General features: G+C 70.5%; 18 protein-coding genes. 5 read left to right on the top strand and 13 right to left on the bottom strand.

The window, feature by feature from the left end:
• Positions 1–6: 6 nt before the first annotated feature.
• Genes ACIP63_RS20955 through ACIP63_RS20945 form a run of 3 tightly spaced genes read right to left on the bottom strand, consistent with a single transcriptional unit; the run spans position 7 to position 3,200 of the window.
• Positions 7–846: a carbohydrate ABC transporter permease gene (locus ACIP63_RS20955; protein ID WP_401518286.1), complete on the bottom strand. Its 840-nt coding sequence runs from the start codon at positions 844–846 to the stop codon at positions 7–9.
• A gap of 19 nt (positions 847–865) precedes the next feature.
• The gene (locus ACIP63_RS20950; protein ID WP_401517566.1) at positions 866–1,876 is read right to left on the bottom strand and encodes a carbohydrate ABC transporter permease; all 1,011 of its coding nucleotides are present in this window, start codon (positions 1,874–1,876) and stop codon (positions 866–868) included.
• A 10-nt stretch (positions 1,877–1,886) separates the two neighbouring features.
• Positions 1,887–3,200: an ABC transporter substrate-binding protein gene (locus ACIP63_RS20945; protein ID WP_401517564.1), complete on the bottom strand. Its 1,314-nt coding sequence runs from the start codon at positions 3,198–3,200 to the stop codon at positions 1,887–1,889.
• A gap of 143 nt (positions 3,201–3,343) precedes the next feature.
• Between ACIP63_RS20945 and ACIP63_RS20940 the strand changes: the two genes are divergently transcribed.
• Positions 3,344–4,675 carry an ROK family protein gene (locus ACIP63_RS20940; protein WP_401517562.1) on the top strand — a complete coding sequence of 444 codons (1,332 nt, stop codon included), beginning with the start codon at positions 3,344–3,346 and terminating at the stop codon, positions 4,673–4,675.
• Between the two features lie 188 nt (positions 4,676–4,863).
• Here ACIP63_RS20940 and ACIP63_RS20935 read toward each other — a convergent pair whose 3' ends face one another.
• Entirely contained in the window at positions 4,864–5,934 is a 1,071-nt protein-coding gene (locus ACIP63_RS20935) for a LacI family DNA-binding transcriptional regulator (RefSeq protein WP_401517560.1), read from the bottom strand.
• Positions 5,935–6,145: 211 nt separating this feature from the next.
• Here ACIP63_RS20935 and ACIP63_RS20930 point away from each other — a divergent pair, with 211 nt between their 5' ends.
• On the top strand, positions 6,146–7,432 hold the full coding sequence (locus ACIP63_RS20930; protein ID WP_401517558.1) for a transglycosylase family protein: 1,287 nt from the start codon (positions 6,146–6,148) through the stop codon (positions 7,430–7,432).
• On the opposite strand, the gene ACIP63_RS20925 is transcribed toward ACIP63_RS20930, so the two are convergent.
• The 6 genes from ACIP63_RS20925 to ACIP63_RS20900 form a co-directional block, all read right to left on the bottom strand.
• Entirely contained in the window at positions 7,402–8,532 is a 1,131-nt protein-coding gene (locus tag ACIP63_RS20925) for a DMT family transporter (RefSeq protein WP_401517557.1), read from the bottom strand. The two genes, ACIP63_RS20930 and ACIP63_RS20925, sit on opposite strands and share 31 nt — an antisense overlap.
• 239 nt (positions 8,533–8,771) lie before the next feature.
• Positions 8,772–9,227 carry an ATP-binding protein gene (locus tag ACIP63_RS20920; RefSeq protein WP_401517555.1) on the bottom strand — a complete coding sequence of 152 codons (456 nt, stop codon included), beginning with the start codon at positions 9,225–9,227 and terminating at the stop codon, positions 8,772–8,774.
• A 98-nt stretch (positions 9,228–9,325) separates the two neighbouring features.
• Positions 9,326–9,769 (bottom strand): response regulator, encoded by a 444-nt coding sequence (locus ACIP63_RS20915; RefSeq protein WP_401517553.1) that lies wholly within the window; start codon positions 9,767–9,769, stop codon positions 9,326–9,328.
• Entirely contained in the window at positions 9,766–11,391 is a 1,626-nt protein-coding gene (locus tag ACIP63_RS20910; RefSeq protein WP_401517551.1) for an ATP-binding protein, read from the bottom strand. The genes ACIP63_RS20915 and ACIP63_RS20910 overlap by 4 nt, the downstream gene beginning before the upstream one ends.
• Positions 11,388–12,647 carry a PP2C family protein-serine/threonine phosphatase gene (locus ACIP63_RS20905; protein ID WP_401517549.1) on the bottom strand — a complete coding sequence of 420 codons (1,260 nt, stop codon included), beginning with the start codon at positions 12,645–12,647 and terminating at the stop codon, positions 11,388–11,390. Before ACIP63_RS20905 ends, ACIP63_RS20910 begins: the two co-directional genes overlap by 4 nt.
• A 116-nt stretch (positions 12,648–12,763) precedes the next feature.
• The gene (locus ACIP63_RS20900) at positions 12,764–13,660 is read right to left on the bottom strand and encodes an RNA polymerase sigma factor SigF (RefSeq protein ID WP_401517547.1); all 897 of its coding nucleotides are present in this window, start codon (positions 13,658–13,660) and stop codon (positions 12,764–12,766) included.
• Between the two features lie 228 nt (positions 13,661–13,888).
• Here ACIP63_RS20900 and ACIP63_RS20895 point away from each other — a divergent pair, with 228 nt between their 5' ends.
• From ACIP63_RS20895 to ACIP63_RS20885, 3 genes are all read left to right on the top strand, one after another.
• Positions 13,889–15,364 carry an MFS transporter gene (locus tag ACIP63_RS20895; protein ID WP_401517545.1) on the top strand — a complete coding sequence of 492 codons (1,476 nt, stop codon included), beginning with the start codon at positions 13,889–13,891 and terminating at the stop codon, positions 15,362–15,364.
• Positions 15,365–15,496: 132 nt separating this feature from the next.
• Positions 15,497–16,987 (top strand): SDR family NAD(P)-dependent oxidoreductase, encoded by a 1,491-nt coding sequence (locus ACIP63_RS20890; RefSeq protein WP_401517544.1) that lies wholly within the window; start codon positions 15,497–15,499, stop codon positions 16,985–16,987.
• Between the two features lie 376 nt (positions 16,988–17,363).
• Positions 17,364–17,537 (top strand): hypothetical protein, encoded by a 174-nt coding sequence (locus ACIP63_RS20885; RefSeq protein WP_205021533.1) that lies wholly within the window; start codon positions 17,364–17,366, stop codon positions 17,535–17,537.
• Between the two features lie 81 nt (positions 17,538–17,618).
• On the opposite strand, the gene ACIP63_RS20880 is transcribed toward ACIP63_RS20885, so the two are convergent.
• Genes ACIP63_RS20880 through ACIP63_RS20870 form a run of 3 tightly spaced genes read right to left on the bottom strand, consistent with a single transcriptional unit; the run spans position 17,619 to position 20,439 of the window.
• Positions 17,619–19,064 carry a lipase maturation factor family protein gene (locus ACIP63_RS20880; protein WP_401517542.1) on the bottom strand — a complete coding sequence of 482 codons (1,446 nt, stop codon included), beginning with the start codon at positions 19,062–19,064 and terminating at the stop codon, positions 17,619–17,621.
• A gap of 29 nt (positions 19,065–19,093) precedes the next feature.
• Positions 19,094–19,606: a DUF1990 family protein gene (locus ACIP63_RS20875; RefSeq protein WP_401517541.1), complete on the bottom strand. Its 513-nt coding sequence runs from the start codon at positions 19,604–19,606 to the stop codon at positions 19,094–19,096.
• Positions 19,603–20,439 carry a YndJ family protein gene (locus tag ACIP63_RS20870; protein ID WP_401517539.1) on the bottom strand — a complete coding sequence of 279 codons (837 nt, stop codon included), beginning with the start codon at positions 20,437–20,439 and terminating at the stop codon, positions 19,603–19,605. Before ACIP63_RS20870 ends, ACIP63_RS20875 begins: the two co-directional genes overlap by 4 nt.
• Positions 20,440–20,536: the final 97 nt, after the last annotated feature.

Below are 20,536 nucleotides of genomic sequence, written 5' to 3'. Positions count from 1 at the left end.
TATCGGTCACTTGACGGCTCCCGCGGTGAGCCCGGCGACGAGGTAGCGCTGCAGGAGCAGGAATCCCGCGACGACGGGCACGCTCACGACGAGTGAGGCGGCCATGACCTGGTTCCAGTAGACGTCGTTCTGGGTGGCGTAACCCTGCAGGCCCACCGCGAGTGTGCGCGTGGCGTCATTCGTCATCACGGAGGCGAACAGCACCTCGCCCCACGCCGTCATGAACGCGTACACGGACACCGCGACGATCCCCGGCACGGCGGCCGGCACGACCACCTGGAACAGGGCGCGGATCGGGCCGCAGCCGTCCACCATGGCGGCCTCGTCCAGGTCCCTGGGGATGGAGTCGAAGTAGCCGATCAGCATCCAGATGGAGAAGGGCAGCGAGAACGTCAGATAGGTGAGGATCAGCCCGCCCCGCGAGCCGTAGAGAGCCAGGCCGGTGCTGTTGCCGATGTTCACGAAGATCAGGAACAGCGGGAGGAGGAAGAGGATCCCCGGGAACATCTGGGTGGAGAGGACCGTGACGGTGAAGACACGCTTGCCGCGGAAGCTGTAGCGGCTCACGGCGTAGGCCGAGAACACCGCGATCACCACCGAGAAGACGGTCGCCGAGCCCGCCACGATCAGCGAGTTCACGAAGTACTTGGCGAGCGGGACGGTCTCCCAGATGTCGAAGTACGGCTGGACGGTCAGCTCGCGGGGGATCCACCGGAACTTCCCCGACACGTCCTGGAGCGGCTTCAGGGAGCTGCTGATCATCACGTAGACGGGCAGCAGGACGAAGCCCGCGAGGAGGGTCAGGACGACGCGGCGGGTCCAGAGGAAGGACCGGGGCGCGGCCATGGGGGACCGGGCGGTGCTGCTAGGCACGGGAGCCCTTCCTTCCGCGTGAGGTGAGGAACAGGTAGACGGCGGTCACGACCAGGAGGAAGAGCAGCAGCAGCACGGACATGGCGGAGCCGGTGCCGAAGTTCCAGGTGACGAAAGAGGACTGGTAGATGTGGACCGAGATGAGGTCCGCGTTCTCGGGAGCCGCCTTCCCGAAGAGGACGTAGGGGGTGTTGAAGTCGTTGAACGTCCACAGGAACAGGACCAGCACCAGCACCTGGTTGACGGGCCGCAGCGAGGGCAGCGTGATCTTGCGGATCTGCTGCCAGACGCCGGCGCCGTCGATCGACGCGGCCTCGTACAGCTCCCGCGGGATGTTCTGCAGCGCCGCCATCAGCATGAGGAAGGCGAAGGGCCAGCCCTTCCAGACCGAGACGATGATCAGCGCGTAGATGCTGTTGTCGCCGATCAGCCAGAAGGACGGCTGGTCGGTCAGCCCCAGCTGGTCGTGCAGGACGTGGTTGACCAGCCCGTTGTCCCGCTGGAACATGAACGCCCAGGTGATGACCGCCGCGTAGACCGGCAGGGCGTACGGGACGAGGAAGACGGCCCGCAGGAAGCCGCGGCCCCGGAAGTTCTCCTGGAGCATGATCGCCGCGGCGACTCCGAAGAGCCATGCGAGACCGACGGCGAAGAACGTGAAGACACAGGTGACGAAGAAGGACTGGAGCAGGGCCTCACCGATCGGCGCGTCGAAGTCGACGGCGATCCTGTAGTTGTCCAGGCCCGTCCAGGGCGCCGCACCCCAGTTGCTGATGAAGAACTGGGTGAGCTGACGGAAGCTCATCACGATGCCGACGATCATCGGGATCAGATGGATGAGGAGTTCGAGCAGGACGGCCGGGAGGAGCAGGAGATAGGGCAGTCCGCCGCGGCGGATCCGGTCGGGGATGCGCGGCATCCGGCGCTGCGCACCCCCGCTGCCCCGGCTCGTACCCCTGGTCGACTTGTCGACTCCGGGGTCGGTGGTCACGGTGGCGGTCATGGAGAGAGCCTCACTGCTGCATCGTCTGCTGGGCCTTTTCGAGGCGCGCCTTGACTGATTCGGTGGTGACGGGGGTGCCGGCCGCGGCGTCCGCGAACAGCTCCTTGACCGCGGTGCCCACAGCCGTCTCGAACTGCGACTCGTTCGGCACCTGGGGGAGCGGGGCGGCACTGGTCGCGAGGGTGTCGCGCAGGACCTTCAGCTCGGGGGCGGCGAAGGCGGGGTCCGACTGGGCGGCCTTGACCGGCGGGATCGAGCCGTAGGTCTTGCAGAGGATCTTCTGTTCCTCGTCGCTCGTCATGAACTTCACGAACTTCTTCGCGCCGTCGATGTTCTTGGTGTTCTTGAACACGGCCATGTTGATGCCGGCCACCATGGAGTTGGTCTGCTTGCCCGCGCCCGGCGCACCGGACGGCACGGGGACGGGGGCCACACCCCAGTCCTCCGGCTTCATGCCCTGGGCGGCGAAGGTGGTGGCGGCGGCCTGCCACAGGACCATGGCCGTCCGGCCCTTGGCGAAGTCCGTCAACGACTGGTTCTGGGCGTACTCCGCGTTGCCCGGAGCGATGATCTTGTCCTTCGCCATGAGGTCGACGTACTGCTTCACGGCGGCGACGGCGCCGTCCGAGGTGAAGTCCGCCTTGCCCTCCTTGTCGAAGAAGTCCGCGCCGTGCTGCTGCCCCAGGACGAAGGTCTGGTGGATGTTGTTGGACAGGTTGGAACCCTCGGCACCGAGGGCCCACTTGCCGTCCTTGGAGAGCTTCTTCCCGTCCTGGACGAGCTGGTCCCAGGTGGCCGGCGGCGTCTTGATGCCCGCGTCGGCGAACATCTTCTTGTTGTAGTAGAGGGCGTACGACAGGGAGTAGAGCGGCACCGCGGCGGGAGGCTCGCCCTCCTTGCCGGCGGAGGCGACCGCCGAGTCGATGAAGCGGTCCCGGCCGCCGATCGCCTCGAAGTTCTTGTCGTCCCAGGGGAGCAGTGCGCCGGTGGCCTGCAGCGACGCCGACCAGGTGTTGCCGATGTTCAGCACGTCCGGGCCCTGACCCGACGTGGTGGCGGCGAGGATGCGGTTCAGCAGGTCGGCCCAGGGGACGACCTCCAGCTTCACCTTGATCCCGGTCTCCTTCTCGAACTTCTTCAGCTCGGGAGTGAGGATCTTCTTGTCGGCCTCGATGTTCGGCCCCTGGTTGGACGCCCAGTAAGTCAAGGTCTTCGGCGACTCGTTGCTGCCGCCGCCCGAAGTCGTCCCGCCTCCGCAGCCGGTGACTCCGGCGGCGACGGATACGGCGAGGGTGACGGCTGCTGCGGCTCTGAGGTGACGCATGAAAGGTGGCCCCTTTCCGGGGAGGGTGCGGTTCGGGATCCGAACGACCCTTCCGCTCTTAATTTAAGATGTGATTTAAGAGGTGAAGAAAGTGCGCGTCAAGAGCCAGGGCCGGGGTATGTTGCCGGAGCGAAGGGAGCAACATGGCTGAGCGCAGCAGACGGACCGTGCGTGACCTGCGAAGGGGCAATCGGGCGCGGGTATTGCAACGGTTGTATTTCGACGGCCCGCTGAGCCGTCAGGAGCTGGGGCCCGCGACCGGGCTCAGTTCGGGATCCATCAGCAACGTGGTCGCCGAGCTGGCCTCCGAAGGGCTCCTGGAGGAGGCGGGCATCGTCGACTCCGACGGCGGGCGCCCCCGCACCCTGCTGCGGACCGCTCCGGGCGGAGGACTGTTCGTGGGCATCGACATCGGGGAGACCCGGGTGCGCGTCGAGCTCTTCGACCTCTCGCTGACGGAACTCGCCCGCACCGACCGCCTGCTGGCGCAGCACGGATACGACGTCGCGCGCATCGTCGGCCACGTCCGGTCGGGCGTGGCCGACGTCCTGCGCGACGCGGGCGCCGACTCCCGCATGCTGCTCGGCATCGGCATCGGGGTGCCCGGGATCATCGAACGCGACGCCCCGGAGGCCGCGGGCGGCCCGGGGGCGGTCGTGCACGGTCAGACCATCGGATGGAGCGCCGTGCCCTTCGAGCGGCTGCTCCGCGAGGCCGTGGACGTGCCGCCCGAGGTGCCGTTCTTCATCGACAACGGCGCGAAGACCCTGGGGCAGGCCGAGATGTGGTTCGGCGGCGGCAGAGGGGCGGGCGCGGCCGCCGTCGCACTGATCGGCTCCGGGGTGGGCGCGAGCGTCAACCGGGGTGACATCCTCGACGAGGACCTCTCGAACGCGGCCCTGGAGTGGGGCCACACCACGGTGCAGCTGCGGGGCCGCCGCTGCCGCTGCGGCTCCATAGGCTGCCTGGAGGCGTACGCCGGTGCGGAGGCCATGCGGGAGCGCTGGCAGGAGGCGGGCGGGCCGCTGCCTCCGGACGCCGACGACGAGACCGCCCTCGCCGCACTGCTCGCGGCCGCCTACCCGGGGCGCGGCGGCGCTGCCCCGGACCCGGTGGCGGTCTCGATCCTGGACGAGACCGCCGAGTGCCTCGGCGCGGCCCTGGCCGACCTGGTCAACCTCTTCCTGCCCGAACGCATCCTGCTCGGCGGGTGGGCCGGCCTGCTCATCGGCCCCCATCTGCTCCCGGCGATCCGCCGTTACGTCCAGGAGTACGCCCTCGAGCACGCGGTCGCCCGCACCACGATCGACCTGGGCCACCTGGGCCCGGACGCGGTCACGGTGGGCGCGGCGACCCTGCCCCTGTCCGACTTCCTGGCGCGCGGCGGCACGCGTCCCACGCCCCAGCCCCTCCGGGAGGCCACCCCGGCCCCGGACCGGGCGGCGACGGGCCGCGGCCGGACCGTGGCGGGCTGACCCGTGCGGCACTCCGACCGGCGGCCGAGTGCCGTCGCGGACGGTGCGGGCGCCCCGGCCGACGGGGCGCCCTCCGGCATGTCCGTCGCCACCTCACCGGAGATCGCACGGAAGGGCCCCGCACCTGATGTGCCCCCGGTGGCAGCCGGGGTCGCTCAGGACGCGTCCCCGCCAGGCGTCGGGGTTTCTCAGGCGGAGTCCCTCACCACCAGCACGGGTTCGAAGATCACCGAGGTCGTGGGCCGGTCCGGTTCCGCCAGCCGGTCCAGCAGCAGACCGGCCATCTCCGCCGCCATGTCCTCCACGGGCTGCCGCACCGTCGTCAGCGGCGGGCGGCAGGCCGAGGCGGCACTGCTGTCGTCGAAGCCGATCACGGCGACATCCTCGGGCACCCGCCTGCCGTGCTCCCGCAGCACATGGCACGCACCCATCGCCATCAGGTCGTTCCCCGCGAACACCCCGTCCAGGCCCGGCTGTTCGGCCAGCAGCCGCTCCATCGCCGCCTCGCCGCTCTCCTGGGTGAACTGCCCTTCGGCCACCGGGACATCGGCATGCCCGTGCTGCGCCATCGCGTCCCGGAAGCCCGCGAGCCGCTCCTGCCCCGCCGGGACGTTCAGCGGCCCGCTGATGGTGGCGATCCGGCGGCAGCCGCGCTCCAGCAGATGCTCGGCGGCCAGCCGGGCGCCGTCCCGGTGGGCCAGGTCGACATAGCTGATCCGTACCGGCCGGGCCGGGCGGGCGAACAGCACGGCGGACAGTCCCGCATCGGTGATCAGCCCGGGCAGCGGGTCCTGCGCGTGGGTCGACACGATCAGCGCCCCGTCGGCGCTGCCCTGCCGCAGATACGCCACCACCTCGTCCCGGGCCCGCGAGGTCTCGGCGAACATCAGCACCGGGTGCATCCCGCGCGGCCGCAGATAGTTGACGATTCCCGTCACCACCCGGCCGAAGAACGGGTCGGCGAAGACCTGGGCGGTGAAGGACCCCTCCTCGGCGGGCTCTTCACCCTCCGGCTCGACCCCCGCACCCGACACCACCAGCGCGACGGCGCCCGTGCGCCGGGTGACCAGGGAGCGGGCCGCGCGGTTCGGCGTGTAACCGGTGACCGAGACGGCCTGCCGGACGGCCTCCTGGATCGCCGGGTCGACGTTGCGCACCCCGTTGACGACCCGCGAGACCGTCGCGCGCGAGACGCCGGCCGCCCTGGCCACGTCCTCCAGGGTGGGCGCCGCACCGGGTGGTCGCAGAGCATCCGTCATGAGGGCCTTTATAGCATCAGGAACGGAGCTGGATAGAGCGCTCTCCGGCGGTTGCGGGAGAGGAGCGGACAACGGGAGCGGCCCCGGCCCTCGGGGGTGGTACGCCGGGGCGCGCGGGCGGCGTGCGGCAACTGTTCACTTGTCACCACCCTTCGTATGCCCATACGTTGGCCGCTTGCGACGTGTCCTACTGCAGTGGGGGAGCCTGATCATGGCCGCGAACGGACGGCACCGCAGATACCAGCCCAGCCGGATCAACCGTGCCTCGCTCACGGTGACGGCGGGAGGCGCGGGAATCGCGCTCCCGCTCCTCACGGCTGCCTCGGCCGGAGCTGCCTCGACCGATGTGTGGGAGAAGGTCGCCGCCTGCGAGTCGACCGGCAACTGGCACATCAACACGGGTAACGGCTACTACGGGGGCCTCCAGTTCACCCGGTCCACCTGGGCGGCGTACGGCGGCACCGCCTACGCCGAGCGGGCCGATCTGGCGACCAAGGACCAGCAGATAGCCGTCGCCGAGAAGGTGCTCGGAGGACAGGGGCCGGGAGCCTGGCCGACGTGTTCCGTACGGGCCGGCCTGAAGCAGGGCGGTGACGCACCCGACATCGCCCCGCAGTCGCAGCGCCAGGCCGCCGTCGAGGCGGCCGGGCAGGACGGAGCACGGGAGTCCGGCACCGCGAAGAAGGCCGCGGACACCGCGGCGGCGAAGGCGTCGCCCACAGCCGTGCCCGGTCAGCGCGAGTCGTACACCGTCGCGCGCGGTGACTCCCTCTCCGGCATCGCGTCCGCCGAGCGGGTCCAGGGCGGCTGGCAGCGGCTGTACGCGGCCAACCGCACCGTGGTGGGCGCCGATCCCGACCTCATCCTCCCGGGACAGCGGCTGACCCTCGACGTGGCGGGGGCGCCCCCGGCAACCGCACCGAAGCGGGAAGCGGCCCCGAAGCAGCGGAAGACCGTCCCGAAGCAGCGGACGGCCCCCGAGGCCACGGAGAAGGCGGCGCCCCGGACCGCCGCCCCCAAGGCCACGGAGAAGGCCCGGCCCAAGCCGGCGGCGAAGCCCGCGGCCCAGCCGGAGAAGAAGGCGTCCAAGCCGCGGTCCGGCCTCACCGCCCCCGTGTCCGCCCGCACCGGAACGCCGTACCGCCAGGCCGGTTCATGGTCCAGCGGCTACCACACGGGCGTCGACTTCCCGGTGTCCACCGGCACCTCCGTGAAGGCGGTGGCGTCCGGGAAGGTCGTCTCGGCCGGCTGGGCAGGCGCGTACGGCTACGAGATCGTCATCCGGCACAGCGACGGCAAGTACAGCCAGTACGCCCACCTCTCCTCGCTCCACGTGCGCGAGGGCCAGCAGGTCGGCAGCGGCCAGCGGATCGCCCGATCGGGATCCACCGGCAACAGCACCGGCCCGCACCTGCACTTCGAGATCCGCACCGGCCCCGGCTACGGATCCGACATCGACCCCCTGGCCTACCTCAGGGCCGGCGGCGTCAGCGTCTGAACGGTCCCCGCCCGGCCCTCTAAGTCACCCCGGCGAGCAGAGCCGGCGGCCGGCCGGCCGCCGAACTCCACGCGTCCGCCACCGTGGTCCAACGGCAGTGTCAGCGGGAGGGAGAGCGCCGTCGGGGCCGGGAAAGGGTCCGGCAGTACCGCCGCCCCCTGCGCGGACGCGGGCTTCGCCGGCTCCGGCAGCACCACCGTGGGAGGCACGTCCGGGGCGCCGCCGTCCTCCGGCGTACGCTCCCCGGACTCCTCCCGCTCCGCCGTACGCCGCTCAGCTCCCACCCGCTCCGTGGTCAGCAGCACCAGACCGGCCGCCGCCAGCGCACCGCAGCCGAGGGCGAGCAGGGTGCCCGTCATGCCGTAACGGAACTGCTCCCCGAACATCGTGAGGCCCACGGCGGCCGCCACGACCGGGTTGACCACGGTGACCGTCGCCAGCGGCGCCGTCAGCCCGGCACCCCGGTACGCGGCCTGGGAGAGCAGCAGCCCCGCGGCTGCGAGCCCCGCGATCACCAGCAGCGTCGGCAGCCCGGAGGTCACCGAGCCGGAGGTCCACTCCACGGCCACGGTCTTGGTGAACACCGACGCCATCCCGAAGGCGATCCCGGCCCCGACGGCCAGCACCACGCTGCGCGGCATCGGCCGGTGCAGCCCCTTGGCGAGGACCAGGAGGACCACCACGGCACCGGCGGTCCCGGCCGCGAGCGTCAGCTGCTCGGGCCCGGCCAGCGTGTGGGACCCGGCGCTCCCCGTGAGGGCCAGCAGCCCGGCGAGACCGACCGTGGCCATCAGGGCGCCGCGCCAGGCCGTCCGTCCCGCCCTGCGGCGGACGAAGACCGCCGCCATCGGCAGCGCGAAGACGATCGTCAGGGCGCCGAGCGGCTGTACGAGGCTGAGCGGCCCGTACGCCAGCGCCACGACGTGCAGCACCGCCCCCACACCGTTGAGCGCCACAGCCACCCACCAGGTGCCGTTGCGCAGGGGTGCGTACGGGCGGCTGTCACCGTCCGCGGCCACGCGCTCCTGGACGATCGCCCCGGCCGCGTAGGCGACCGCGGAGACCAGTGACAGCAGCACGGAAAGCGCGAGGGAACTCATGTACACCACGATGTCCCGTCGGAGCCGCCGCGTCGTCGTCCCTGAGGCGGCGATTCGGCGTACTGCTCCGGTAGTACGTCCATCCCTCCAGGGTCCTCCTCCTGACGGTAGTCCCGCTTGCCCGAGGGCTCAGAAGTTCACCGGGGAGGTGACGCCACGCTGTCGTACCACCGCACCGCGTGTCCGGAACGCGCCGTATGTCGTTGCCGGTCCGGGGGCCGTGTCGTCGTCGGGGCCGCTCAGGTGCTGAGCGTGAACTCGGCGCGGATGCGCTTGCCGACGGGCACCCGCTCCGCCGTGACCCGGTCGCAGAGCGCGACCACGATCTCCATGCCGTGACCGCCGAGACGGGCCGGGTCGGGGGAGTAGAGCACCGGGAGCGCCGTGCTGCTGTCGTACACCGTCACGCTGATGCGCCGCGCGTCGCCCTCCAGCTCCAGCAGATACGGGCCGTGGCTGTAGCGGTCCGCGTTGGTGATGAGCTCGCTGACCGCCAGCATCAGATCACTGCGGGTGTGTTCACCGAGGACCGCGAGCCACTCCGCCACCAGCCGTGCCAGAAAACGGTCTGCGAGCGCCCGGGCCTGCGCGATGCACCCGGGCTCGCCGTCGAACACCTCGGCGGTGAGCAGAACCTCCGTGGACGGTGACCCCTGGAAGGGGTCGTCCGGCCGTGAGGTGGCCTGTTCGTTCATGTGCTCCAGCCAAGGCGCCGCAGGGGAGGTCGTGGACCTCTTCTCGCCGTTCGTCTACCCGCGTCGAGAGATCCCACTCCGGGAGATCTCTGCAGATCTTACGCGTGCCGGGGCAGCCGGACCACGCTCACGAAGAAGTCGTCGATCTGGCGCACCGCCCCGATGAACTGCTCCAGGTCGACCGGCTTGGTGACATAGGCGTTCGCGTGCAGTTTGTAGCTGCGGAGGATGTCCTCCTCCGCCGAGGACGTGGTGAGGACCACCACGGGGATCAGCGCCAGTTCCGGGTCGGTCTTGATCCGCTCGAGCACCTGCCGGCCGTCGTACTTCGGCAGGTTCAGGTCGAGAAGGACCAGGTCAGGGCGTGGCGCGTCGCCGTACTCGCCCTGGCGGTACAGGAAGTCCAGCGCCTCCTGTCCGTCGCGGACCACGTGGAGCGTGTTGCGGATCTTGTTGTCCTCGAACGCCTCACGGGTCATCAGTTCGTCGCCGGGGTCGTCCTCGACGAGCAGGACTTCGATGGGCTTGACGGCGTCGTTCACAGCGTGTCTCCCGACCGGGGGGTGAGCGCGGCAGGGGCGAGGAGCTCCGCCGTGGTGTGCGTGGGTGGCTCAGGCAGGACGGGCAGGGTGAAGTGGATCAGTGTGCCCTCGGCCGGCTCGGGCTCCAGCCAGATCCGGCCACCGTGGAATTCGATGATCTTGCGGCAGAGGGAGAGCCCGATCCCGGTGCCCTCGTACTCGTCGCGGGCGTGCAGGCGCTGGAAGATGACGAACACCTTGTCCGCGAATTCCGGCGGGATCCCGATGCCGTTGTCGGCGACCGTCAGGTGCCAGTCGTCGCCCTCCCGGACACACGTGACGGTGATCCGGCACGGCACGTCACGCCGACGGAACTTGACCGCGTTCCCGATGAGGTTCTGCCACACCATGGTGAGCGAGGTCGGGTCACCCAGCAGCTCCGGCAGGGGATCCTCGCGTTCGAGGACGGCTCCGGACTCCTCGACGACCAGGGTGAGATTGGACAGGGCCCGGTCCAGGGACGCTTCGAGGTCCACGGGCTTCCAGCTCTGCTGCACCCGGCCCACCCGGGAGAAGGTCAGCAGGTCGTTGATGAGGACCTGCATCCGCTTGGCGCCGTCCACCGCGAAGTCGATGTACTGCCGTCCGCGTTCGTCCAGCTCCGAGCTGTACCGCTTCTCCAGCAGCTGGCAGAAGGAGGCCACCTTCCGCAGCGGCTCCTGGAGGTCGTGCGAGGCCACGTAGGCGAACTGTTCCAGTTCGGAATTGGACCGGCGCAGCTCCGTGGTCTGCTCGTCCAGCAGCGTCTCCCGCTCCTGGGACTCGGCCAGATCGGCGGCCAGACGCCGGCGCATCTCCTCGGCCGCCGCGGCGACCGCCCTGACATCCGACGGGCCGCGGACCTCGATCCTGCCGGTGAAGGCGCCCGACCGCACCCGGTCCGACGCGGCCGTCAGCTCGGCCAGAGGCCGGCCGACCACGCGGTGCAGCAGCAGACTCAGCGACACGACGGCCAGCACGAAGCCGATCACCAGGGCGATGAGGACGCGGTCGCGGGTGGTGCGCGCGTCACCCAGCTCGGCGCGGGCCGTGTCACGCGCGTCGTCGAGGTGGCTCTGCTGGGTGGTGTAGAGAACGCGCAGGGCGTCGAACTCCGCCTTGCTCCGCAGGATCGGTGCCGAGGACTCACCGGCCGGCCCGTTCCCCCGCACCGCCGCGATCAGCGGCTCCGCCCGAAGGGTCCGCCACTGCCGGGAGGCCCGCTCGAGCCGGTTCAGGTCCTCGGCGTACGGCTCTCCGTCCCCCATGAGCGAGCGCACCCGGGCCAGCCGCTCCCGCTCGGCACGCACGCCCTTCTCGTACGGATCCAGGAAGGAGGCGTCCCCGGTGAGCGCGTAACCGCGTACCCCGGTCTCCTGGTCGAGGAGCGAGTTCTGCAGCTGGAACGAAGCGGAGCGGGCGGGCTGGATACGGTCCACCAGATCGGTGGTCCGGTCGGAGATGCGGGAGAGGACGAGCCCGCCCACGACGAGGCACCCGCACACCACCAGCACGAAGCCGGCCAGGATCAGATGCACCCAGTTCTGCACCGACAGCCGGGATATCGGGCCGGTCGTGCCGGCCGCTGGTTCCTCCGAGCTCATGCGTCCGCCTTCCAGCCCAGGTGCAGGACGGCGACGTCGTCGGCCAGCCCGCCGTACGGAGAGGCGCCCTCGGTGGCCTCGGCGACCAGCGCGTCGACGAACGCGCGGGGTTCGAGCGCGCCGTACTTGCCCGCCATGGCCAGCAGCCCTTCCTCGCCCAGCCGGGACTTGGGACCCGTACGCCCTTCGAAGAGACCGTCGGTGAACAGGACGAGCTCGCTGTCGGTGGAGAGCTCCAGCTCCGTGATCGTCCAGCGGCCGGCACCGGGCAGCAGTCCGAGGGCCATGCCGGGGTCGGGCTCCACCCAGGCGACCTCCGTGCCGCGCCGCACCAGCAGCCCGGGATGGCCGGCCCGGGCGACGAGCACCCTGTCCCGGCTCGGCGGGAAGACGAGCGTGGTCACGGTGGCGAACACATGGGGATCCGACCGCTCGGCGACGAGTATGCCTTCCAGCAGACCGATCTTCTCGAGCTGTGTGACGCCGGTCAGTACGGCCGTGCGCCAGGCGACCCGCAGGCACACACCCAGGGCGGCCTCCGCGGCACCGTGCCCCGACACATCGCCGATCACCGCGTGCACGGCACCGTCGGCGGTCTGGACCACGTCGTAGAAGTCGCCGCTCAGCAGCCCGTGCGCACGGCCGGCCTCGTAGCGCGCGGCCACCTGGAAGCTGTCGTCCGTCAGCAGGGGAATCGGCAGCAACGCCCGCTCCAGCCGGGCGTTCTCCTGCGCGATCAGCCGACTGGTCCGCATCGCGGACGCCGACCGCTCGGCGTGCTTGCGCTGGAGGGCGTAGCGGATCGCACGGCCCAGCATCTCGGGTTCGATCCGGCCCTTGACGAGGTAGTCCTGGGCGCCCTGCGCGACCGCGGACAGTCCGGTCTCCGACTCGTCCAGGCCCGTCAGCACGATGACAGCCGCGTCGGGGGCGGACCCGACGAGCTGACGGACGGCGTCGAGGCCGTTCACGTCGGGCAGGTGCAGATCGAGCAGGACGCAGACGGATGTTTCGCAGCCCAGCAGGAACCGCCGCGCCTCAGCCAGCGTCTTGCACCACGTGAGCGGGGCCTCCAGCTCGCTGTCGGCGAGCATCTCCTCGACCAGCAGTGCGTCTCCGGCGTCGTCCTCGACCAGGAGCAGGACCGCGTCGACGTCCCAGACGGACGTGTCGGTGGCGGTCAGGCCCCTCTGCTGCTCCGGAAATCCGCTGAGCTGCTGCACACGCGCAGAGGTGCTCAACGGCGACTCGGTCACACTCCACCCCTTCCGACGGACGGCACAGAAACCCACGGCCGTATCGGCGTGAAGCATATGTGACGGAGACCCGGCACTCGGCCGGGCCTCCGTCGTTGAGTCGCGTACGCCCTGCGTCAGGCCTCCACGCTCATGCCCGCGCGCAGGCGCTGGACGATCCTGCTGAGCAGGCGCGACACATGCATCTGGGAAACGCCGAGCTCCGCGCCGATCTGCGCCTGCGTCATCTCCTGACCGAAGCGCATGCGGACGATCTTGCGCTCCCGGTCGTCCAGCTGCCGCAGCAGCGGAGCCAGGGTGTGCAGATTCTCGACGCTCTCCATCCCCGGGTCCTCGTCGCCCAGGAGATCGGCGTAGGCGCGCTGGTCGCTGCCCGACTCGCTGTCGGCGTTGGGAGTGTCCAGCGAGCCCGCCGAGTAGCCGTTGGCCGCGACCAGACCCTCGATGATCTCCTCCTCGGGGAGATCGAGGTGGGCGGCGAGCTCCGCGACCGTCGGGTCGCGGTCGAGCTTCGCCGACAGCTGCTCCTTGGCCTTGGCCAGTTCGACCCGCAGCTCCTGCAGCCGTCGCGGCACGTGCACGGACCAGGTCGTGTCGCGGAAGAACCGCTTGATCTCACCGACGATGTACGGCACCGCGAAGGTCGCGAACTCGACCTCGCGCGACAGGTCGAACCGGTCGATCGCCTTGATCAGGCCGATCGTCCCCACCTGGATGATGTCCTCGGTGTCGTCACCGCCCCGGTTGCGGAACCGTGAGGCGGCGAAGCGCACCAGGGAGAGATTCATCTCGATCAGGGTGTTGCGGGCGTACTGGTATTCGTGGGTCCCCTCCTCGAGGACCTGCAGCCGGTCGAAGAAGAGCTTCGACATGGCCCGGGCGTCCTGCGGCGCCACCTTGCCCGCGTCCTCGATCCACGGAAGCGCGGCCGCGTCGGAAACCGCGCCCGCCTCGTCACATCGCGTGGCCGCGTTGCCGATCGCTTCGGTGGTTCGCACTGACATGGCCGTCATGGTGTCGCCCTCCCTGGTGTCCGGTGCAGTGACGGGCGCATGCCCCGTGATCCGGAAGTAATGCCACCGAGTACCGAAGATTTTCCCGGAAAGATGTGAACGGGCCGGACGGAGCCCCCAGATGTAACGGTACGTGGCCGCACGGGTGCTTTTTGTTCGTGTTCACGGCCGAGGTGTGAGTCACGCCTCGTTCCGGGCACCTGTGGTTCCGGGAGCTGAGGAGGTCTCATGAACGACACCGGCACGGCAGGCGGACCCACTGTCACGACACGGATCCCGGCGCGGCTGGACCGGCTGCCCTGGTCGCGTTGGCACTGGATGATCGTGATCGGCCTGGGCACGGTCTGGATCCTGGACGGACTCGAGGTCACGGTCGTCGGCAACATCGCCAGCCGGCTGTCCGAGGACGGCAGCGGACTGGCCGTCACCGACGCCCAGGTGACCGGCATCGCCGCCGCGCTGTACGTGGCCGGTGCCTGCTCCGGTGCGCTGGTCTTCGGATGGCTCACCGACCGCTTCGGGCGCAAGAAACTCTTCCTGATCACCCTCGCCGTCTATCTGGCGGCCACCGCGCTCACGGCGATCTCCTTCTCGGCGTGGTGGTTCTTCCTCTTCCGCTTTCTGACGGGCTTCGGGATCGGCGGCGAGTACGCGGCCATCAACTCGGCCATCGACGAGCTGATCCCCAGTAAGTACAGGGGGCGCGTCGACCTCATCATCAACGGCAGCTTCTGGCTCGGGGCCGTGGCCGGCTCCCTGCTCTCCGTACTCGCGCTGAACACCGACATCTTCCCGAAGGACATCGGCTGGCGGCTCACCTTCGCGCTCGGCGTGGTCCTCGGGCTGGTCATCCTGCTGGTGCGCCGGCATGTGCCCGAGAGCCCGCGCTGGATGTTCATCCACGGGCGCGACGACGAGGCGGAGCGGCTGGTCGACGGCGTGGAGCGGGAGGTGGAGGCGGAGACCGGAAGCTCTCTTCCCCCGGCCGAGCCGCCCATCACCGTGCGGCAGCGCAAGAGCATCGGATTCGGCCTGATCGCCCGGACCGTCTTCCGCTCGTATCCCAAACGGGCCGTACTCGGACTCGCCCTCTTCATCGGACAGGCGTTCCTCTACAACGCCATCACCTTCGGCTTCGGCTCGATCCTCGTGAAGTTCTTCGATATCTCCAGCGGTGTCACCGGGTACTACTTCGCGGTCATCGCCTTCTGCAACTTCCTGGGACCGCTCCTCCTGGGCCGCCTTTTCGACACGGTGGGGCGGAAGCCGATGATCGCGGGGACGTACGTCCTGTCCGGCCTGCTCCTGTTCGGCACCGCGTGGCTCTTCGGCGCCGGGGCTCTCACGGCCGTCACCATGACCGCCTGCTGGTGCGCGGTCCTCTTCGTGGCGTCCGCCGGTGCGAGCTCCGCCTACCTGACCGTGAGCGAGATCTTCCCCATGGAGACCCGGGCGATGGCCATCGCGTTCTTCTACGCCGTGGGAACGGCCGCCGGAGGCATCACCGGCCCGCTGGTCTTCGCGGACCTGACCGCGAGCGGCGTGGTCGGCGACACCGTCCTGGCCTTCTGTATCGGAGCGGCCCTCATGGTGGCCGCGGGTGTCGTCGCGTACTTCTTCGCGGTGGCGGCCGAGCAGAAGTCCCTCGAGTCCATCGCGACCCCGCTCTCCGCCGAAGCCGGGCAGGCCGCCGGGCCGACCTGAGCAACGTCCGACTCATGGCAGACTTGACCGGGGCATTCCGCCCGTGCGCGCCTGCCCTCGCCGGCTCCCGGCCGGACCACTCCCCACCGAAGCCCGACAACGGCATGAGTGACGAGTGACAGAGGAACGGCAATGACGGTGACAGAGGACAGCCAGGAGTTCGCTCCCGGTATCGACGAGTTCGGTCCCGGTATCGACCCGGAGCGGCTGGCCGTCTGCCTGGGCGTGCTCGACGAGCTGAACACCATCGAGGTCGACCACCCCGACGCCATCGCCGTGCGCCGGGCCACCGCGGGCATCTACCGCACCGTGAAGCAGCGCCGCCGCCAGGAGCGCCGCGCAGCCAAGACCGCGCACGACAAGGCCGTCACCGAAGCCACGGCGACCGGCTCGGCCGAGCGCATCGACGACGAGACGCAGGGCGTCCTCCCGTCCTCCTCGGCCACCGCCGAGATCGCGGGCATACTCCAGCGTCCCCGGTCCTGCTACATCTGCAAGACCCGGTACGTCGAGGTGGACGCCTTCTACCACCAGCTCTGCCAGCAGTGCGCGAAGGAGAACCGCAGCCGGCGCGAGGCGCGCACCGACCTCACCGGCCGCCGGGCCCTGCTCACCGGTGGCCGGGCCAAGATCGGTATGTACATCGCGCTGCGGCTCCTGCGGGACGGCGCCCACACCACCATCACCACGCGCTTCCCCAACGACGCCATCCGCCGGTTCAAGGCGATGCCGGACAGCGACGAGTGGATCCACCGTCTGAAGATCGTCGGCATCGATCTGCGCGACCCGGCCCAGGTCGTCGCCCTCGCCGACTCGGTCGCCGCCGAGGGGCCGCTCGACATCCTGATCAACAACGCCGCACAGACGGTCCGCCGCTCCCCGCAGGCCTACAGCGAGCTGCTGAGCGCGGAATCCGCACCGCTCCCGGCGGGCGAACTGCCGGCCGCCGAGGTCATCGGGACGTTCGGCAGCGGCACCGTCGACCGGGTGGCCGCGCTGCCGGCCGCCCGCAAGGAGGGCCAGGGGCTCAGTGCCCAGGACGTCACCGACCTGGCGCTGGTCACCGGTTCCGCCTCGCCGGCCCGCATCGCCGCGGGCACCGCGATCGACGCGGGCGGCCTGGTCCCGGACCTGCACGACACGAACAGCTGGATCCAGACCGTCGAGGAGGTCGAGCCGATCGAGCTCCTCGAGGTCCAGCTCTGCAACTCCACGGCGCCCTTCATCCTGATCAGCAGGCTCCGGCCCGCGATGGCCAGGACCGCGGCGAAGCGCGCCTACGTGGTCAACGTCTCCGCGATGGAGGGCGTGTTCGGCCGCGGATACAAGGGCGCGGGACACCCGCACACCAACATGGCCAAGGCCGCGCTGAACATGCTGACCCGCACCAGCGCCCAGGAGATGTTCGAGAAGGACCACATCCTCATGACGGCCGTCGACACCGGCTGGATCACGGACGAGCGGCCGCACCCCGACAAGATCCGCCTCGCGGAAGAGGGTTTTCACGCCCCTCTGGACCTCGTCGACGGCGCCGCGCGGGTCTACGACCCGATCGTGCGCGGCGAGGAGGGCGAGGAGCTGTACGGCTGCTTCCTGAAGGATTACGCCCCCGCGGGCTGGTGACCACCTTCGGCCGGACCCGTACCTCGGGCCACTTCGGCACCTTCCGTCACCTGCGATGACAGGGGACACGGCGGCGGCCCCGCGGACAGCGGGGCCGCCGCCGTCCTGTTGGCTGAAAGTGACCCAGGCCACACGTTCTGTCGAGCGCGACGGCGCTCATTTGGTTAGTCTGGGGTGAACGGACGCCACCAAGGGATCCACGAAGCTTCCTCGGCCGTCCTGGGACAGGTCTGTAAGCAGCCCGCCGTCCCACCCCGTACCGGCGCCACCGCGACCGAACTGTTTCTGCCCCTGCCCCGCAGAGGGCGGTCGACACGGTTCTCACAGCCGCAGCGTCGCCACCGCCCGGGGTTACGCGACACATAAGGAGTCCGCGGTGACACCTGAAATGACGAAGACCGAGACGCGCCCGACCGAACTGACCGGAGAGCGGGCCCGTCGGCCCGAGAAGCTCCGGAACATCGAGGTCTGGGCAAGGTCGGCACCGATCAGGCTGGCCGGCTACGAGGACGATCTGGCCGAGCCGCACATCCTGCCCGGCATCGACTGACCCGCGTCCGGCCCTCTTCGAGCAGCGCCTCATGCTTCTGCCCCCGTCCCCGGGACGGGGGCAGAAGCATGAACACCGCTGTCACCGGCTCCGGCCGGGTCCGTCCGGCCGGAGCGGAACGGGCCGGGCCACCGGTCTCATGAAGTCCCGCACATAGGTCCGGTCCCACCAGCATCCGGTGGCCCGCAGCTCCTGCAGGTCCGTGAACCGGTAGTGGAAGACCCTGGCCCGGATGTGGGCCGGCGGGCCCTCGGGGAACGGGTTGTGGCCCAGCAGCCGCAGCGTGTCCCGGTCGCCGCGCAGCAGCCGTTCGACGAACGGGCCGAACCAGGAGCGGGCGTAGGCGGGGGAGAGCGCCGCGAACCACATCATCCAGTCCAGCCGCAGGTGGTACGGGGCGAACTGGCGCGGCAGCCGGCGCGGATCGCCCGGCTTGCCCCGGAAGCCGTACTCCAGCCAGCGCGTCCCCTCGTGGATCACCGCTTCGCCGGTGCCCTCGACCACCACCTCGAGCCGCATCCTGCTGATGCTCCCGAAGGCTCCGTAGGTGTTCACCAGGTGCAGTGGGTCGAAGGAGCGGTTCATCGCCTGCCGGCGGGAGAGCAGATTGCGCGCCGGGCGGTAGCTGAGGACAAGGACGAGGGCCGTGACGAGGAAGACCACCACCTCGTACCAGAGCGGCGCCTCCGGCTGGGCGGGGGGCGGGCCGGTGATCAGCGACCAGTCGACCGCCGCGAGGGCGAGGACGATCGTCAGCCAGTTCAGCCAGGCGAAGTTCCCCGACAGCACCAGCCACAGCTGGGTCAGCACCATCAGCCCCGCCGCGGCGCTCGCCACGGGCTGGGGGGTGAAGAGAAGAAAGGGCACCACGAGCTGGGTGACATGGTTCGCCGCGGTCTCCACCCGGTGCGCGGGCTTCGGGAGACGGTGGAAGAACCAGCTCAGCGGTCCGGGCATCGGCTGGGTCTCATGGTGGAAGTCCAGGCAGGTCAGCCGCCGCCAGCACTCGTCCCCCCGCATCTTGATGAGTCCCGCGCCGAATTCCACCCGGAAGAGCAGCCAGCGCAGCAGCCAGAGCACCAGCACCGGGGCCGCCGTGGAGCCGTTGCCGAGGAACACCGCGAGGAAGCCCGTCTCCAGCAGGAGCGACTCCCAGCCGAAGCCGTACCAGACCTGGCCGACCTGGACGATCGACAGGTACAGCACCCACGGCACGGCCCAGAGGGCCATCGCCGCGCCCAGCGAAAGGTGCGCGTCCAGGCCGGCCAGAAGCGCGAGCGACACCGCGGCGCCCGCCCAGGCGACCAGCGCGAAGAAGCGGTCCGAGTAGTGCAGACGGAACAGGCCGGGCGCGGCCCGCCACGAGGTGTGCCGCAGGAGGTCGGGCGCCGGGAGCATGCCGCGGGAGCCGATCAGCGCCCGGAACTGCAGCGCCGCGGCGACGAACGCGACGAGGTAGACGCCGGCGAGCGCCCGCTGGAAGATCAGCCTGCTCAGCCAGTAGCCGTCCGCGGTGAACCATTCCATCGCCTCCAGTATCCGGCGTGCCCCGCCCGTCAGGCGGCCGACACGACGGCCCGGCGCAGTACGGAGGCGAGCCGTCGGGCGTACCACCGCTGGGCCACGGGGACGAGCGGACCCGCTAGCCGGGTGTACCAGGAGGCGGGCCGGGAGAAGGCCATGACGGTGAACCACACGGTCCCGTCGTCCGCCAGCTCCACGACGAAACTCTCCTCCCCGCACTCCGGATGCCCCGCCAGGGTCCCGTACGCGAAGCCGGTGCGGTCCTTCTCGTACACGGTCCAGACGATCTCGCAGGGGGCGGCGAGGCGGAGCGGCCCGATGCCCGCCGACACCTCGACGGTGACCCCGGCGGCGGCCCGCGCGGCGGAGGCGTTCACCCTGGCTCCGGCGGCGCGGTGGGCGCGCCACTCGGTGACGGCGGTGCCCGCGGCCTCGAAGTCCGCACGGCCCCGGCCGACCGCTGCGCGGTGGTGCAGGTGGTTGTACCCGTCCGGGAGCGGTCCCAGCCGGGTCGCTCCTGCCTCGGGATACGTGAGCGTGCTCATGCGGTCCTGCCTTCCGGGTGGGTGAGGTCCTGGAGCCGGCGCCGGGCGAGCAGCGCGCAGAGCGCGAAGCCGAGTGCGTTGCCGAGGCCGTGCGTGGCCGCCATCCAGGTCAGTGTGGGGTGCGGCAGTCCGGTGGCCTCACCGAGCGCCCAGCTCAGCGCCAGCACCATGGTGACCGCGAGTACGCCCGCCGATACGGCCAGCAGGGCGCGGGTGACGCGATCCCGTCCTGCGGCGGGGACCGTGCGCCAGGTCAGGAGGGCGACCGTCCACATCCCGGCGGTGAGCACGACGGCCCCGGCCAGCTCGGTCAGGTCCCCGGTGAAGTAGCCGACGAGGACGAGGAGGGTGCCGAGCGGCACGCTCAGGGCAGCGAACCGGCCCGCCGCACCGTCCTGAGCGCGGCAGGCGAGCCCGGCGACGAGGGCGGCGGCGAAACCGGCGAAGTGGAAGTGGGGCACGGTCAGCGCCAGGATGCCGAGCCCGAAGCCGAACAGTTCGTGGCCGGAGCGCTCGGCGACGAGGGAGAGCGCGGCGACGGACGGGGCGACCAGCGCGGTGAGCAGGGCGGCCTCCGCCGGACGCAGGCTGTGTGTGCGCGCGAGCCGGCGGGGCGCGTGGGTGGCGAGGAGCAGTGTCCCCAGCGCGTAGCAGAGGGCGAGCGCGGTGGCGACGCCGCCGCGTGGCAGCCACAGGGACACCGCCCCGGGCACCGCGAAGAGCGGCCACAGACGCCGTATCCGGTGGAGCGAGGGGTCGCCGACGAGCCCCAGGCCCAACGGAACGATCACCAGCATGCCCAGCATCACGATCAGCCCGACCAGTACGGACATCGCGCCCACCCCCGCCCACAGCACGACCAGTAAGAATTGAACGTGTTCAATTCATGTCACGGCGAGCATAGGCGTCGCCTTGAACGTGTTCAAGGCG

Origin of the sequence: Streptomyces sp. NPDC088746 (assembly GCF_044751065.1) — a bacterium.
Lineage (GTDB): Bacteria > Actinomycetota > Actinomycetes > Streptomycetales > Streptomycetaceae > Streptomyces.
This window is presented reverse-complemented; position numbering and strand designations above follow the sequence as displayed.